The organism is Lentzea sp. NPDC058450 (genome assembly GCF_042721395.1).
Taxonomy (GTDB): domain Bacteria; phylum Actinomycetota; class Actinomycetes; order Mycobacteriales; family Pseudonocardiaceae; genus Lentzea.
The window spans coordinates 895,079-912,222 of sequence record NZ_JBHXLO010000001.1; the positions used below are offsets into that span (position 1 = coordinate 895,079).

Below are 17,144 nucleotides of genomic sequence, written 5' to 3' on the forward strand. Positions count from 1 at the left end.
TTGATCTGAAACGGAGGAGTGTGCAGGTGGCTGATCCCGAAAAGAGCTCACTCGCTGTTGTCGGAGCCGGTGTGATGGGGACCGGCATCACCACGCTCGCCGCGGGCAGCGGCCTGCGGGTGGTCCTCGTGGACAACGACCAGGCCGCCCTCGACAAGGCCCGGCACACCATCGCGTTCCAGCTGCGGCACGCCCGCATGATGGGCGCCCTGCCGGCGGACACCGAGCCCGGCGAGGTCGTCACCACCACCTCGGTGGACGACCTGTCCGGAGTGGACACCGTCGTCGAGGCGATCTTCGAGCACAAGGACACGAAGGCGAAGGTCCTGACCGAGGTGGCGAACGTCGTCGGTGAGGACGCCACGCTCATCACGAACACCTCCGGCATCCCCGTCGACGAGCTCGCCGACCTGCTGCCGCAGCCGGGGCAGCTGGTGGGCACGCACTTCATGAACCCGGCGTACCTGATCGACCTGGTTGAGGTCGTGCAGGGCCGCCACACGAGCGCCGCGACCGTGGCGGGGCTGCGGACGTTGCTGGGGCGGCTGAACCGGCGTGCCGTCGTGGTGCGGGACTCACCGGGCTTCGTCACCAGCAGGCTGTTGCACCCCATGCTCAACGACGCCGCGCGGCTGGTCGGCGAGCAGGTGGCGACGGCCGAGGACGTGGACGCGCTGATGGTGGGCTGTCTGGGCCACCGGACCGGGCCGCTGCGCACCGCCGACCTGATCGGCCTGGACAACCTGGCCGACTCGCTCGTGGCGCTCTACGAGCGCACCGGTGAGCAGCGATACCTGCCGTGCGACCAGTTGTTGGCGAAAGTGCGCGACGGCGACCTCGGTTACAAGTCGGGCAGTGGCTTTTACCAGTACAGGGAGACTTTGTCGTGACGTTGGACCAGAGCATGTCGACCTCCGCCGTCGAGAGCAGCGTGCGGTCGTACCTGGAGAGCAAGCTGAAGACCACCGTGGATCCGGCCCAGGACCTGATGGCGAGCGGGCTGGTCTCGTCCATGTTCGCGATGCAGCTGGTCGTCTTCCTGGAGAGCACGTTCGACGTCGCGGTCGTCGGCTCGGACCTCAAGCTCGACAACTTCCGGAGCGTGCGGTCGATGACCGCGCTGGTGGAGCGCCTGCAGGGCGCCGGCAGCGATGGCTGACCACCTCTCCGACGCCCGCGCGCTGGTCGGCAAGCTCATCGGCGACCAGGCCGACGGCTGGGACCTGACCGGCGCGCTGCCGATGCCACTCCTGCGTGAGCTGAGCTCACGCGGGCTGCTGTGCGCGCAGGTGCCCGTGGAGTACGACGGTCTCGGGTTCAGCAGCCTGGAGAACGGTGAGCTCACCGCCTACACGGGCAGCCTGTGCAGTTCGGTGCGCAGCGTGCAGACCTCGCACGGGATGTCCGCCTGGACCATCGGCCGGCTCGGTGACAAGGCGCAGCGCCGCGCCTACCTGCCGACGCTGGCCATGGGAGGCCTCGCCGCGATCTGCTTCAGCGAACCGGACGCGGGCAGTGACCTGTCGGGCATCGGCACCGTGATCGTGCCCGACGGTGACGAGGTCGTGGTGACCGGCCGGAAGACGTGGATCACCGCCGCCGCCTACGCCGACCTGCTCCTGGTCGTCGGCAGGTTCGGTGACGGTGCCGGGGTCGTCGTCGTGCCCCGGGACGCACCCGGTGTGCGGGTCGAGCCCGTCGCGCATCCGGCCGGGTGCCGGGCTGCGGGGCACTCCGAGGTCCGGCTGGACGCGGTGCGCCTGCCGGCCGACGCGGTGCTCGGCGGCGGTGGGCAGAACCTGTCGATGGTGATCACCACCGCGCTGACGTACGGGCGGATGTCCGTGGCGTGGGGCTGTGTCGGCATTCTCCGGGCCTGTCTGCGCGAAGCCACCGCACACGCGGCGAGCAGGACCCAGTTCGGCAAGCCGCTCCACGAACACCAGTTGGTGGCCAAGCGGCTGGCCGAGATCTTCGTCGGCGAGCAGGTGTCCACCCTGAGCTGCGCGCACGCCAGCCGCAGCTGGGACTCGGGTGATCCCGAGCTGGCGATGGCGGCGGTGTTCGCCAAGCACGTCAGTTCCACCAACGCCGCACAGGCCGCCGCGTCCGCGATGCAGGTGCTGGCTTCCCGGGCCGCGCACGGCGGCACGGTGATCGAACGCGCGTACCGGGACGCGAAGCTCATGGAGATCATCGAAGGAACCAGCGAGATCTGTCAGCTTCTGCTCGCAGAGCAAGCGATCGCCGCAGGGGGTGGCACGGATGTCTGAACTCCGTTCGCAGGTCAAGTGTCTGGTCTGGGACCTGGACAACACGCTGTGGCAGGGCACCTTGCTGGAGGACGACGAGGTTCGTCTGTCCCCGGAGGTGCTCGACGTGATCACGACCCTGGACTCGCGCGGCATCCTGCAGTCGGTCGCCAGCAAGAACGATCACGACCACGCCTGGGCACGGCTGGAGGAGCTGGGCGTCGCCGAGTACTTCGTGCTGCCGGCCATCAACTGGGGCCCCAAGTCCGACTCGGTGCGCGCCATCGCCGAGGAGTTGAAGTTCGCGCACTCCGCGATCGCGTTCGTCGACGACCGGCCCACCGAACGCGCCGAGGTCGAGTACCACCTGCCCGAGGTGCGGACCTACTCGCACACCCAGGTGCTGGACCTGCCGGGCCTGCCGGAGTTCACCCCGGGCACGATCACCGAGGACTCCCGCCGGCGACGCCAGATGTACCAGGCGAACTTCCGCCGCGCCGCCGCGCAGACCGAGTTCAGCGGTCCTGACGAGAACTTCCTGCGCACGCTGGACCTGGAGATGCGGATCGCCAGGGCGGAGCCGCGGGACCTGGCCAGGGTCGAGGAGCTCACCCTGCGCACCAGCCAGATGAACGCGACCGGCGTGCACTACTCGGACGCCGCGTTGCGGGAGCTGTGCTCGGACCCCGATCACGAGGTCCTGGTGATCAGCATGTCCGACCGGTTCGGCCCGCACGGTGCCGTCGGTGTGCTGCTGCTGGCCAGGAACACCGATTTCTGGCACCTCAAGCTGCTCGCCACGTCGTGCCGCGTGGTGCAGTTCGGCGCGGGTGCCGCGATCCTGAACTGGCTGGTCGATCGCGCGGCCAGGGCAGGAGTGCACCTGGTCGCGGACTTCAGGCCGACCGAGCGCAACCGGATGATGGAGATCGCCTACCGCTTCACCGGGTTCACCACCGATCCGTGCGACTGCACGGCGGGAGCGGACCTCGGCGCGGTGGAGCAGGTGCAGCACCTGCACCTGCTGCCGGAACCCCGGGCTCTGCCGGACGCGGTGCGGCTCATCGCGGAGTTCGCCGACAGCGTCCAGTGAATTCCCGGCCGACCGCGTCGGCCGTCCATCACATGCGAAAGCTCTATTCGGCGCGCGGTGATTCTTGTTCTGTCCCCGCGCGCATCTGGAGGGGACGATGAACCAGCCCGGTATCGGGATCGCCGTTGTCGGGCTGGCCTGCAGGCTGCCGGGAGCCGACGGGCCCGGCGCGTTGTGGGACCTGCTGCGCGACGGCCGGGACGCGCTCACCGACCCGCCGCCGGGCAGGCCTGGTGGGAGGGGCGGCTACCTCGCCGACGTCGAGGGTTTCGACGCGGACTTCTTCGCCGTCCCCGCCCGCCGGGCGAAGGCCATGGACCCGCAGCAGCGCCTCCTGCTGGAACTGGCGTGGGAGGCGTTGGAGGACGCGGGCACGATCCCGGCAACGTTGCGGGAGAAGGCCGTCGGGGTGTTCGTGGGCGCGATCGCCGACGACCACGCGAAGCTCGGCCACGAGATCGGCGGCCACACGCTCACCGGCACCAGCCGCGCCCTGATCGCCAACAACGTGTCGCACTTCCTGGGGCTGCGCGGCCCGAGTCTCGTGGTGGACAGCGGGCAGTCGTCGTCGCTGGTGGCGGTGCACCTGGCGGTGGAGTCCCTGCTGCGCGGGGAGTCCGAACTGGCACTGGTCGGCGGGGTGCAGCTGAACCTGGGGCGGGACGGCACGACCGTCGCCGACCGGTTCGGCGCCCTGTCACCGGACGGGCGGTGCTTCACCTTCGACGCGCGCGCCAACGGGTTCGCCCGCGGTGAGGGCGGCGGCGTCGTCGTGCTCAAGCCGCTGGAGCGGGCGCTGGCCGACGGCGACGTGCCCTACTGCGTCATCCGGGGCAGCGCGGTCAACAACGACGGCGCGAGCGCCACGCTGACCACCCCGGACGCCGGGGCGCAGGAGGCGGTGCTGCGCGCGGCGTACGCACGGGCGGGGATCGCGCCGGGCGCGGTGGACTTCGTGGAGTTGCACGGCACCGGCACGAAGGCGGGTGACCCGGTCGAGGCCGCGGCGCTGGGCGCGGTGCTCGGAACGGCGCGCGGTGCCGACAGGCCGTTGCTGGTCGGGTCGGTGAAGACGAACGTCGGGCACCTGGAGGGTGCGGCCGGCGTCGCCGGACTGCTGAAGGCGATCCTGGCCCTGCGGCACCAGGTGGTCCCGCCGAGCCTGAACTTCGAGCGCCCCTCCCCCGACATCGACTTCGCCGCGACGAACCTGCGGGTGGTGCGCGAGGTCGTCGAGCTCGCGGGGCCGTCGGTGGCCGGCGTGTCGTCGTTCGGCGTCGGTGGCACGAACTGCCACGTGGTGCTGACCTCGTGGGCCGCACCCGAGCAGGATTCGTCCACTGTGGACGGGCCGGTGCCGTGGACGGTGTCCGGGGCGAGCGAGGCCGCGGTGCGCGCGCAGGCGTTGGCACTGCTGGATCTGGACGGTTCGCCGGCCGACATCGGGTTCTCGCTGGCCGGGTCGCGGACGGCGTTCCCGCATCGCGCCGGTGTGGTCGGCGCGGACCTGGAGACGTTGCGGACGGGGCTGCGGGCGATCGCCGACGGCACCCCCGCGCCCGGAGTGGCGCGCGGGTCCGACGCCGGGTCGCCGCGTCCCGTGTTCGTGTTCCCCGGCCAAGGTTCGCAGTGGGTCGGGATGGGGCTGGAACTGCTGGACACGTGCCCGGCGTTCCGGGACCGGATGGCCGAGTGCGCCGCGGCACTGGCCCCGTACGTGACCTGGTCGCTGACGGACGTGCTGGGCGACGCGGACGCACTGGCTCAGGTGGAGGTGCTGCAACCCGCACTGTGGGCGGTGATGGTGTCGCTGGCGGCGGCGTGGTCGTCGTTCGGGGTGCGACCGGCCGCGGTGGTCGGGCACTCGCAGGGCGAGATCGCGGCGGCGTGCGCGATCGGGGCGCTGTCGCTGGACGACGGCGCGCGGCTCATCTCGCAGCGCAGCCGGATCGCCGCGGAGCTGCTGGCCGGCTCCGGGCGCATGGCGCACCTCGCGCTGGGCGAGGAGCAGGTCGCCGAGTGGCTGACCGGCTACGAGGGGCGCGTCACGATCGCCGCCGTGAACGGACCGTCGTCGGTGGTGGCGACCGGCGAGGTGGCCGCGACCGAGGACCTGGTCGCGGCGGTCTCCGCGACGGGGGTCAAGGCGCGCTTGGTGAGCGCGGCGTACGCGTCGCACTCGCCACAGGTGGAACGCGCTCGTGAGCCGCTGCTGGAGGCGTTCGCGCCGGTCCGGCCGATCGCTTCCGCGGTGCCGTTCTACTCGACGGTGACCGGCGGCCTGCTGGACGCCGCCGAGCTGGACGCGGACTACTGGTACCGCAACAACCGCGAACCGGTCGCTTTCCACCGCGTGGTGCGGGGTCTGCTGGGCGAGCACGCGGTGTTCGTGGAGATGAGCCCCCACGCGGTGCTGGCGGGCTCGATCGAGGAGTCCGGCGGGGTGGCGGTCGGGTCGCTGCGCCGCGACCAGGGTGGCCTGGAACGGCTGCTGCTGTCGGTGGCGTCCGCGCACGCGCACGGCGTGGCCGTCGACTGGTCACCGGCCTTCCCCGGCGCGCACCGCGTCGCGCTGCCCACGTACGCGTTCCAGCGCACGCTCCACGGCAGCGAGAAGTCCACTCAGGACACTGCGGCTCCGTTGTCCCGCAAGCTCTCCGGCCTGGACGACCGCGACCGCGGGCGCACCGTCGCGGCCTGGGTGCGAGCGCAGGCCGCGGCCGTGCTCGGCGGGCCCGTCGACCCGGCGCGGACGTTCAAGGAGCAGGGCTTCGACTCGATGGCCGCGACGGAGCTGCGCAACCTGCTCAGCACCGACACCGGCCTCGCGCTGCCCACCACGGTCACGTTCAACCACCCGACCCCCGACCGGCTCGCCGCGCACCTCGACGCGGAACTGCGCGGCGTCCGGCCCGAGGTGACCGCCCGGCCGAGCGTGCCGCCGGCCGACGACCCGGTGGTCATCGTCGGCATGGCGTGCCGGCTGCCCGGTGACGTCCGCTCCCCCGACGACCTGTGGCGGCTGCTCCTCGACGGCGGCGACGCGCTGTCCGGGTTCCCTGCCGACCGCGGCTGGAACCTCGATCTGCCGGGCAGGGGTGGTTTCCTCTACGACGCCGCTGACTTCGACGCCGGGTTCTTCGGGATCAGCCCGCGGGAGGCGCGGTCGATGGACCCGCAGCAGCGGCTGCTGCTGGAGACCTCGTGGGAGGCGATGGAACGCGCCGGGCTCGACCCGGCGGTCCTCGACGGCGACGAGGTGGGCGTGTTCGTCGGCGCGATGCACCAGGACTACGGGCCTGGCCTGCGCGCGGACGACGGCGGGTTCGCGTTGACCGGAACGTCGGCGAGTGTCCTCTCCGGACGGCTGGCCTACCAGTTCGGGTTCCGCGGACCGACGATGACGGTCGACACCGCGTGCTCGTCGTCGCTGGTGGCACTGCACCAGGCGGCGCTGGCGCTGCGTGCGGGCGAGTGCGCCACGGCACTGGTCGGCGGCGTGACGGTGATGTCCGAACCGGGCCTGTTCGCCGAGTTCGCCCGCCAGGGCGGCCTGTCGCCGACGGGACGGTGCGGCTCGTTCTCGGCCGACGCGGACGGCACGGCGTGGTCGGAGGGCGTCGGCGTGCTGGTGCTGCGGCGGCTCTCCGAGGCGCGACGACTCGGGTCGGACGTGCTGGCGGTCGTGCGGTCGAGCGCGGTGAACTCCGACGGCGCGTCGAACGGCCTGACCGCACCGAACGGGCTCGCCCAGGAGGCGGTGATCCGGCGCGCGCTGGCGGCGGGAGGCCTGTCCCCGGCCGACGTGGACGCGGTGGAGGCGCACGGCACCGGAACGGTGCTGGGCGACCCGATCGAGGCGCACGCGCTGTTGGCGACCTACGGCCGTGACCGGGAGGGCCGGCCGCTGCTGCTGGGTTCGGTGAAGTCGAACCTGGGGCACGCGCAGGCCGCGGCGGGCGTGGTGGGCGTGATCAAGACGGTGCTCGCGCTGCGGCACGGGCTGCTGCCGAAGACCTTGCACGTCAGCGAGCCGACTCCGAAGGTGGACTGGGCGGCCGGTGGCGTGGAGCTGCTGACCGAGTCGGTGGCGTGGCCGGAGACCGGGCGCACGCGCCGGGCGGGCGTGTCGTCGTTCGGCATCAGCGGCACGAACGCCCACGCGATCATCGAACAGGCCCCGCCGGCAGAGGTGCAGGACGCGGTGCAGGGCCCGGTGGACGTTCCACTGGTGCTGTCCGGCAAGGACGCGGCGGCCGTGCGGGACCTGGCGCGGGATCTGCTGCCGCTCATCGGGACCGTCGAGCCCGCGGATCTCGCGTGGTCGTTGGCGGCGCGGCACCGGTTCGAGCACCGCGCGGTCGTCGTGGGCGACGCACGGACGGGGCTCGCGGCGGTGGCCGACGGCGCGCCGGGCGTCATCGAGGGCGTGGCACAGCGGGACGGAAGGCTCGGCGTGGTGTTCGCCGGGCAGGGAGCCCAGCGCGTCGGGATGGGCGTCGAACTGTACGGCCGCTTCCCGGTGTTCGCCGAAGCGCTCGACCAGGTGCTGGACGTCGTGGGCAGGCCCGTGTGGGACGCCGTGGTCAGCGGGGACGGGCTGGACCGCACGGAGTTCGCCCAGCCCGCGCTGTTCGCCGTGGAGGTGGCGCTGTACCGGCTGATCGAGTCGTGGGGTGTGCGCGCCGACTTCCTGGTGGGGCATTCGGTCGGCGAGATCGCGGCGGCCCACGTGGCCGGTGTGCTGTCCCTGGAGGACGCGGGCGCGCTGGTCACCGCGCGCGGCCGGTTGATGCAGGCACTGCCCGAAGGCGGCGCGATGCTGGCGATCCGGGCGAGCGAGGACGACGTGCGCCCGCTGCTGACCCCCGGGGTGGCCATCGCGGCGGTCAACGGGCCTGGCGCGGTGGTGGTGTCCGGGGCCGAGGCCGAGGTGGTGGCGCTCGGCGAGCACTTCGCCGGACGCACGCGACGGCTGCGGGTCAGCCACGCGTTCCACTCCCCCGCCGTGGACGCGATGCTCGACGCCTTCGCTGAGGTCGCGGGCCGCTGCACGTTCCACCCGCCGGCCATCCCGGTCGTCTCCACCATCACCGGCGATCTGTCCACACCGGACTACTGGGTGCGGCAGGTGCGCGAGGCGGTGCGGTTCGCCGACGCGGTGACGGCGATGAAGGACGCCGGGGTGACCCGGTTCCTCGAACTCGGTCCCGACGGAAGCCTGGCCGCGCACACCCAGGACAGCGCACCGGCGGCGCTGGTGGTTCCCGCGCTGCGCAAGGACCGCGGCGAGGAAGAGGCACTGCTGACGGCAGTCGCGCGCCTGCACACCGACGGCGTCGACGTGCGCTGGGACGCGGTGGTGCCCGACGGTAGGCGGATCAACCTGCCCACGTATCCGTTCCAGCGCGACCGGTACTGGTTCGACTCGTCCGATGTGGACGGAAAGGTGCTGCGCCAGGAGTGGCGGCCGGTGCCGTCCGGGCCGGAGCTCGCGGTCAGCGACTTCGACGCCGTGCTGGCGCAGGACGGTCCGCTCCCGGACGCCGTGCTGGTTCCGGTCGACTCGCCCGATCTGCCGATGCCGGAGGCCGTCCGGGCGGTCACCACTCGCGTGCTCGGGCAGGTCCAGGCCTGGCTCGACGACCCCAGGACCGCGCGCTCGAAGCTGGTGTTCCGCACGCAGTTCGCGGACCTCGCCGCCGCGGCGGCGCGAGGCCTGGTGCGGGCCGCGCAGGACGAGCACCCGAACCGGTTCGCGCTGATCGACACCGACGGCCCCGCGCCGTTGACCGGCGAACCCGAGATCGTCGTGCGAGACGGTGCACCGCACGCGCCGCGCCTGGTCGAGGCGCGCGCCAGGGGTACCGCGGGGTGGTCGGGCACCACGCTGATCACCGGCGGAACTGGCGCGCTCGGCGCCCTGCTGTCCCGCCACCTCGTCACCCGGCACGGCATCCGCGATCTGGTGCTGGTCAGCAGGCGGGGCCCGGACGCCCCGTCGGCGGGCCCGCTCGCCGCCGAACTGACCGCCCTCGGAGCCCGCGTGCGGGTCGTGGCCTGCGACGTCGCCGACCGCGCCGCCGCCGAACGACTGCTCCGGGAACTCCCCGACCTGGCCGCCGTCGTGCACACCGCCGGGACCCTCGACGCCGGCGTGATCTCGTCGATGACCCCGGCCAAGCTCGACGGCGTGCTGCGCCCCAAGGCCGACGCCGCCTGGCACCTGCACGACCTGACCAAGGACCGGGAGCTGTCCGCGTTCGTCCTCTACTCGTCGTTCCTCGGCACGACCGGCGGGGCGGGCGAGGGCAACTACGCCGCCGCGAACGCCTTCCTCGACGCACTCGCGCAGCACCGCCGCGGCCTCGGCCTGCCCGCCGTGTCGCTGGCCTGGGGTCTGTGGGACGCCGGGATGGTGGCCTCGGCCGACGTCGGCAGGCTGGCTCGCGTCGGACTGCTGCCGATGTCCCCCGACCTAGGCCTCCGCCTGTTCGACACCGCCCTGGGCACCGGCGCGGCCGTCGCCTACCCGGCGCGCGTCGACACCGCGGCGCTGGCCGCGAGCACCGCTGCGCCGCGCGGAGTCGAACCCGCCTCCGCGCGGGTGACCGACCGCACCGCGCTGCTCGACCTGGTGCGCCGAGAGGCCGCCGCGGTGCTCGGACACGCGTCATCCGACGGGATCGCCGCCGGGAAGTCCTTCCACGACCTGGGTTTCCAGTCCGTCACCGCGCTGGAGCTGCGCAACCGGCTGGCCGCGGCCACCGGGCTGACGTTGCCCAGTTCGGTCGTCTACGACCACCCGAGCCCGCGCGACCTGGCCGGGCACCTGTCCGCCCTGCTCGCGGGCGACGACGACGCGGAGGTCGTCGCCGACAGCCGCACGACCACCGACGAGCCGATCGCGATCATCGGCATGAGCTGCCGCTTCCCCGGCGGAGTCGGCAGCCCCGAGCAGCTGTGGGACCTGGTCACCGCGGGCGGCGACGCGATCGGCCCGTTCCCCACTGACCGCGGCTGGAACCCCGCGCTGCACCACCCCGACCCCGACCGGCCGGGCACCACCTACACCACCGGCGGCGGCTTCCTCGACGACGCCGCCGGCTTCGACGCGGCGTTCTTCGGCATCTCCCCCAAGGAGGCGCTGTCGATGGACCCGCAGCAGCGGTTGCTGCTGGAGACGTCGTGGGAGGCGTTCGAACGGGCGGGCATCGACCCGGCGACCGTGCGCGGCGCCAGTGCGGGGACGTTCATCGGCTCCAGCCACCAGGCGTACGCCGCGGGTGAGGACGGCGCGGAGGGCTACCGGACCATCGGCACCCACCCGAGCCTGCTGTCCGGGCGCATCGCCTACGCGCTCGGCCTGACCGGGCCCGCGCTCACCGTGGACACGGCGTGCTCGTCCTCACTGGTGGCGCTGCACCTGGCGTGCCGCTCGCTGCGCTCCGGGGAGAGTTCCCTGGCGCTGGCCGGCGGCGCGACCGTGCTGGCCGACCCGGACGTGTTCGTGTCCTTCGGGCGGCAGCGCGTGCTGGCCCCGGACGGGCGCTGCAAGGCGTTCTCCGCCGAAGCCGACGGCATGACGTTCGCCGAGGGCGTCGGGGTGCTCCTGCTGGCCCGCCTGTCCGACGCGCTGCGCGACGGGCACCCGGTGCTGGCGGTGGTCCGCGGCACGGCGGTGAACTCCGACGGCGCGTCCAACGGGCTCACCGCGCCCAGCGGCCCGGCGCAGCAGCGGGTGATCCGCGCGGCGCTGGCCGACGCGGGCCTGGCGGCCGGGCAGGTCGACGTGGTGGAGGCGCACGGCACCGGGACGGTGCTGGGCGACCCGATCGAGGCGGGCGCGCTGATCGCGACCTACGGGCGGGAGCGGGAACGGCCGCTGCTGCTGGGTTCGGTGAAGTCGAACATCGGGCACACCCAATCCGCGGCGGGCGTCGCGGGGGTCATCAAGATGGTCCTGGCCATGCGGCACGGAACCCTGCCCCGGACGCTGCACGTCACCGAACCCACGTCCAAAGTGGACTGGTCGGCGGGAACGGTGGAGCTGCTCACCGAGGAGCGCTCGTGGCCCGCGACCGGAGCACCGCGCCGATCCGCGGTGTCGTCGTTCGGCATCAGCGGTACGAACGCCCACGCCGTTCTCGAACAGGCACCCGCACTCCCGGAGACCACCGGGGAGAGGGCACCGAAACCCGTGGCGTGGACGGTGTCCGGGAAGACGGCAGAGGCGTTGCGGGCGCAGGCCGGGGCGTTGCTCGCCCACGTCGACGCCCGGCCCGAGTTGCACGAGGCCGACCTGGGGTGGTCGCTGACGGCGGCGCGGACCGCGTTCGAGCACCGCGCGGTCGTCGTCGGGGCCGACCGGGCCGAGTTGTGCCGGGGATTGACGGCGCTGGCCGAGGGCAAGCCCGATCCCGCGGTGTCGCGGGCGGTGGCCCGCGAACGCGGCGGGCCGGTGTTCGTCTTCGCCGGACAGGACGCGTTCTGGGCGGGCATGGCCGGCGAGTTGCTGGCGTCGTCGCCGGTGTTCGCGGCGAGGCTGAGCGAGTGCGCCGCCGCGCTGGAACCGTTCGTGGACTGGTCGCTCCTGGCGGTGGCGCGGGGTGACGAGGGCGCGCCGGATCCCCGGCGGGTCGACGTGCTCCAGCCGTTCCTGTGGGCGGTCATGGTGTCGTTGGCGGAGCTGTGGCGTGCACACGGTGTGGAACCCGCCGCCGTGGTGGGCCATTCGCAGGGCGAGATCGCGGCGGCCTGCGTGGCGGGCGCTCTGTCCCTTGAGGACGGTGCGCGGATCTCGGCGTTGCGCAGCAAGCTGATCCTGCGCCGGATGTCGGGGACCGGCGGCATGATGTCGGTGATGGAGTCGGTGGACGTGGTGCGTCCGCTGCTGGGGCCGGTGGACATCGCGGCGGTCAACGGGCCGCGCACGCTCACCGTGTCCGGGTCCGCCGACGACCTGGACGCGCTGGAGCGACGGCTGTCGAAGGCCGGGGTGCCGCGCTGGCGACTGGCCGGGGTCGACTTCCCGGCTCACTCCGCGCACGTCACGGAACTGGAGGAAGAACTGCTGGACCTGCTCGCCGTCGTGCGTCCGCGCGCGTCGTCGGTGCCGTTCTACTCCACGGTGCGCGGCGGTCTGGTCGACACGGCCGAGCTGGACTCCGGCTACTGGTACCTCAACCTGCGCAGTCCGGTCTCGTTCGCCGACGCGGTGTCCGCGCTGCTGGCCGACGGGTACACGACGTTCGTGGAGTCGAGCGCGCACCCGGTGCTGGCGGCGGGCATCCACGACATCGCCGAGGCCGCCGGGATCGAGGTCACCGCGATCGGCTCGGTGCGCCGCGACGACGCCGGTCCGGACCGGTTCCTGCGGTCCCTGGGCGAGGCCCACGCGCACGGCGTCGACGTCGACTGGGCGTCGGTGTTCCCGGGCGCGCGCAAGGTCGACCTGCCGACGTACTCGTTCCAGCACGAGCGGTTCTGGGCCGTGCAGGCCCCCCGTCCGTCCGATGTGGACGACTGGTTCTACCGCACCCGCTGGACTTCCGTGCCCACACCCGGCGACGCGGAACTGAGCGGGACCTGGCTGCTGGTCGGCCCTCCGGACGACGACGTGCGGGTCAGCCTGCTCGCCCACGGCGCGAAGGTGCACCACACGACGCTGGAGCCCGGCGAGGCGCTGGACCTCCCGGACGACCTCACCGGCGTCGCCTCGACCCTCGGCGCCGACGGCACGATCGCCCTGATCCAGGAACTCGTGCGCCTCGACGCGGGCGTTCCGGTCTGGGCGTTGACGCGAGGAGCGGTCGGCACCGCCCCCGACGACCCGGTGCGCGACCCGCGCCAGGCCCCCGTGCTGGGCATCGGCTGGACCGCGGCGCTGGAGCACCCCGCGTTGTGGGGCGGCACCGTCGACCTGCCCCCGGTCGTGGACGCACAGGCCGGCGGCCTGCTCGCCGCCGTCCTGTCCGGTGTCACGGGCGAGGACCAGACCGCGGTGCGACCGCACGGCGTCCTGGCCCGCCGGCTCCACCGCGTCCCCACCCCTGCCCGGCGCTGGTCGCCGCGTGGCACGGCCCTGGTGGCCGGCGACGGCCCGCTCGGCTGGGAGCTCACCCGCTGGCTGGCCGACGGCGGCGCGGACCACGTCGAGGTCGTCACCGACCACAGCGACCTCACGGCCGTGCTCGCCCGGCTGGAGGCCGAGGGACGGCCGGTGCGGTCGGTGTTCCACGTCGGCGGAGAGGTCGCTCTCGCGCCGGTGGCGGAGGTCGACGCCGACGCGGTCGAGCCGGCGATCGCCGCGAGGGTCGACCTGGCTCACGCACTCGACGAGCTCGTCGGGGACGTGGACGCGTTCGTCCTGTTCACGTCCACGACCGGCGTGTGGGGCGCGGGTGGGCACGCGGTGCTCGCCGGGGCCGACGCGGAACTGGTCGCGCTGGCCGAGAGCCGCCGGGGCCGGGGCGCACCCGCGACCGCGGTGGCCTGGGGACTGTGGGACGTGCAGCGGTCCGGGGGTGCCGAGGACGATCGGCTGGTCCGGGGCGGGCTCGGGTTCCTGCCCACCGGACGGGCGCTGGCCTGCCTGGCCGGGGCGATCGCCGACGGCGACCCGGCGGTGGTGATCGCCGACGTGGCGTGGGACCGCTACCTGCCCGCGTTCACCGTCGCCCGGCCCAGCCCGTTGCTCTCCCCGCTCGCCGAGGCGGAGCCCGTCGCCGAGGTGCGGCTGCCGCGCCTCGGCCCGGCGGAGCAGAGGCGGCACCTCGTCGAACTGGTGCGCGCCGAAGCCGCCGCCGCGCTGGGGCACGCCACCGCCGAGTCGATCGACGCCGCGACACCGTTCCGCACCTTGGGGTTCGACTCGTTGATCGCCATCGACCTGCGCACCCGGCTGGTCGCGGCGACCGGGGTGTCGCTGCCCACGGCCGCGGTGCTCGCGCATCCGACGCCGCTGGCCCTGGCCGAGCACCTGCTCACCCTGGTCGGCACGCCCACCGCCGAGCCGCGCGCCGACCTGGTCGCGACCCTGCACCGGCAGGCCGTCGATGCCGGCAACCACGATGGCGCACAAGCACTTCTGCTGTCCGTGGCGGCCTTGCGGCCCGCGTTCGCCCGCGGCGAGCGGACCGTGACGGCCGACCGGCTGCGCGCGGGTTCCGGCGGTCCCCGGCTGGTGTGCGTCGCGCCGATCGTGCCGATCACGGGCCCGCACGCCCATTACGGCCTGGCCGAAGCGTTCCCCGACGACTGGGCGGTCGACTCGCTCACCCCGCCCGGGTTCGCCGAGGGCGAGCCGCTGCCCGCCGACCGCGACGCCCTGATCACCTCCCTCGCCGACGCGGTGGTGGGAGCAGAACCGGTGGTGCTGCTGGGGATCTCCTCCGGCGGTGTCCTCGCCCACGAGGTCGCGCACCGCCTCGCCGCGGTCGGCCGGGACGTGCGGGCGGTCGTGCTGGTCGACACCTACCTGCTCGACAGTCCCGCCAAGCAGGCGCTCCACCCGGCCCTGTGGCAGGGGCTCTTCGAGCGCGAGCACGTCGTCGACGGGTTCGACGGCACCCGGCTCTCGGCGTTCGCCTGGACCGAGCGGCTGCTGCTGGACTGGCGGCCCGCTCCGGGCCTGCCCACCGTGCTGGTCCGCGCGGGCGAGCCGCTCGGCGGCCTCGCCGGCGACTGGCGCACCGACCTGCCCGGCATCACCGCCGTCGCGGACGTCGACGGCGACCACTTCACCATGGTCGAGCACCACCTGGACGCCACCGCCGGCGTCATCCGGGACCGGCTCGCCGCGCTGACCGACGACACGAGGACCCCACGATGACCACACCGCACCGCATTGGCAAGCACGTCCTGGTGTGGCTGGACGGCGACGGGCGCTGGGCGCGCGGCACCAGCACCGTCGTGCACAACGGCGACGAGGGCCTGCTAGTCAACGCCCGGCGCGACCGCGCGCACACCCGGCACCTGCTCGACGCCACCCGCGCCGTCCTCCCGGACGTCCACATCGGACACCTGGTGGTGACCGACGCCGACACGCACCGGCACGGCGGCCACGCCGCGCTGACCGGCGCCGAGGTGCACGTCAGCGCCCGCACCGCCGCCGAGATCGCCGCGGACCCCGGCGAGGTCACCGCCGAGCCGAACACACCGCTGGACCACCACCTGCGGCGCGCGCTCGCCGGTTTCGACCTGCCGGAACCGGGTTTCGCGCCCGGCACGACCTTCGAGGGCGGCGCGACGGTCAAGCTGGGCACCGTGCCGGTCGAGCTGATCGACCTGGGCCCCGCGCACAGCGAGGGCGACACCGCGGTGTGGCTGCCCGACGACGAGACCCTGATCACCGGCGACCTGCTCTGCCCCGGCACCCACCCCGCGCAGTGGTCGGGCTCGGCAGCCCGCTGGCACGCGGTGTGCGCGGAGCTCGCGGCGATGCGGCCCGCCGTCGTGGTGCCCGGCCGGGGCCCGATGACCACGGCCGTCGGCATCATCGACTTCCGCAACTACCTCGAACACCTGATGGTCGAGACCCGCCGCCGCTACGACCGGGGCATGCCGGTCGAGGAGACCGCGGTGGACCTGCCGCTGCGGCACTGGGCGGACTGGTCGTGCCGGGAGAACCTGGCCATCACGGTCGCCCACCTCTACCACGAGTTCGGCGGCACCCCGACCCCGCGCAAGGCGGCGCTCACCCTGGCCGCCGAGATCGCCGAGGGCCTGCGCCGCACCCCGCGCCTGCGCCCGATCGCCCCCGCCGACCGCGACCCCGTCACCGACGAACGCCTGGCGCTCACCGAGGGAGCGAGCGCCATCTGGGACGAGCACCGGGCGCAGAGCCCGAACATCCTGCTGACCCTGGTGCGCCACCCGTACCTCTACGAGCAGACCGTGCCCATCGCCCGCGGCGTGGTGACCGGCGTGCTGCCCGCGCGCGACCGGGAGATCGTCATCCTGCGCGGCGCGTGGAACTGCACCGCGCTCTACCAGTGGAACCACCACCTGCCCATCGCCGCCGCCGCAGGCCTGTCCGCCACCGAGATCGACGCGCTGTCGCACCCGGTCGACGCACACCCGTGGTCACCGCGCGAGCAGGTGCTGATCACCGCGCTGGACGAGCTGCACGACCGCTGCACCATCACCGACCACACCTGGCGCGGCCTGGCCGGGCACTACGCGCAGGTGGAACTGATCGAGCTGGTCACCCTGTGCGGCGAGTACCGCAAGATCTCGTTCCAGGTGAACGCGTGGGGCGTGCCGCTGGAACCGTGGGCAGGCCCGTTCCGGCTGCCCAGCGGGTGGCCCGACCAGCCCCGCTGACGTCCCGGCGCGGTGTCGGTCGTTCGACCCACTGTGCCCGGCCGCGTGCCTGGATATCTTGATCTTTCGACCACCTCGGAAGCATCAAGGAGCACCATGACCACCACCCGGCGCCTCATCACCGGCCTGGCCGCCACGGCCCTGGTCATGTCGGCCCTCGGCGCGGGCACCGCCACCGCCGCCGCCAAGGGCAGGATCGTCATCAACAACAACTGCGGCAAGGCGGTCTCCACCACGATCCACCGCACCAACGGCGACATGATCGCGGGCACCGCGGCCGCCCCCGCGGGCAGCAGCTTCGGCTACCCGGTCTACCCCGGCACCTACGTGGTGCGCGTGCCCGCCGGCGCCAAGACGGTCAAGATCCTCGACGTCAGCCCCAAGGCGCACACCTGGATCGTCAAGGCCTGCTGACCTCCGGCGGCGACAGGGTTACCGGCACACGTCTCGCGTGGAATCACCGCCGCTCGCCG

7 protein-coding genes are annotated in these 17,144 nt (G+C 73.4%); all 7 read left to right on the top strand.

Annotation, left to right across the window (positions count from 1 at the left end; genetic code table 11):
- Window positions 1–26 precede the first annotated feature (26 nt).
- The 7 genes from ACFWNN_RS03980 (at window position 27) to ACFWNN_RS04010 (ending at window position 17,085) form a co-directional block, all read left to right on the top strand.
- Complete coding sequence (locus ACFWNN_RS03980) at window positions 27–890, top strand: 3-hydroxyacyl-CoA dehydrogenase family protein (RefSeq protein WP_382438328.1); 864 nt, start codon at window positions 27–29, stop codon at window positions 888–890.
- Window positions 887–1,159 carry an acyl carrier protein gene (locus ACFWNN_RS03985; protein ID WP_382438329.1) on the top strand — a complete coding sequence of 91 codons (273 nt, stop codon included), beginning with the start codon at window positions 887–889 and terminating at the stop codon, window positions 1,157–1,159. Before ACFWNN_RS03980 ends, ACFWNN_RS03985 begins: the two co-directional genes overlap by 4 nt.
- Window positions 1,152–2,273, top strand: coding sequence for an acyl-CoA dehydrogenase family protein (locus tag ACFWNN_RS03990; RefSeq protein ID WP_382438330.1), 1,122 nt, complete (start codon window positions 1,152–1,154; stop codon window positions 2,271–2,273). Before ACFWNN_RS03985 ends, ACFWNN_RS03990 begins: the two co-directional genes overlap by 8 nt.
- Entirely contained in the window at window positions 2,266–3,345 is a 1,080-nt protein-coding gene (locus tag ACFWNN_RS03995) for an HAD-IIIC family phosphatase (RefSeq protein WP_382438331.1), read from the top strand. Before ACFWNN_RS03990 ends, ACFWNN_RS03995 begins: the two co-directional genes overlap by 8 nt.
- Before the next feature lie 97 nt (window positions 3,346–3,442).
- On the top strand, window positions 3,443–15,178 hold the full coding sequence (locus ACFWNN_RS04000) for a beta-ketoacyl synthase N-terminal-like domain-containing protein (protein WP_382438332.1): 11,736 nt from the start codon (window positions 3,443–3,445) through the stop codon (window positions 15,176–15,178).
- Window positions 15,175–16,671, top strand: a complete 1,497-nt coding sequence (locus ACFWNN_RS04005) for a carboxymuconolactone decarboxylase family protein (protein ID WP_382438333.1) — start codon at window positions 15,175–15,177, stop codon at window positions 16,669–16,671. The genes ACFWNN_RS04000 and ACFWNN_RS04005 overlap by 4 nt, the downstream gene beginning before the upstream one ends.
- Before the next feature lie 96 nt (window positions 16,672–16,767).
- On the top strand, window positions 16,768–17,085 hold the full coding sequence (locus tag ACFWNN_RS04010; RefSeq protein ID WP_382438334.1) for a hypothetical protein: 318 nt from the start codon (window positions 16,768–16,770) through the stop codon (window positions 17,083–17,085).
- The last annotated feature ends 59 nt before the right edge of the window (window positions 17,086–17,144 follow it).

What these genes read in the sequence shown, in the direction of transcription:
- ACFWNN_RS04010 (WP_382438334.1), top strand. Translation starts at nt 16,768, where the DNA reads ATGACCACCACCCGGCGCCTCATCACCGGCCTGGCCGCCACGGCCCTG.
- ACFWNN_RS04000 (WP_382438332.1), top strand. Translation starts at nt 3,443, where the DNA reads ATGAACCAGCCCGGTATCGGGATCGCCGTTGTCGGGCTGGCCTGCAGG.
- ACFWNN_RS04005 (WP_382438333.1), top strand. Translation starts at nt 15,175, where the DNA reads ATGACCACACCGCACCGCATTGGCAAGCACGTCCTGGTGTGGCTGGAC.
- ACFWNN_RS03990 (WP_382438330.1), top strand. Translation starts at nt 1,152, where the DNA reads ATGGCTGACCACCTCTCCGACGCCCGCGCGCTGGTCGGCAAGCTCATC.
- ACFWNN_RS03995 (WP_382438331.1), top strand. Translation starts at nt 2,266, where the DNA reads ATGTCTGAACTCCGTTCGCAGGTCAAGTGTCTGGTCTGGGACCTGGAC.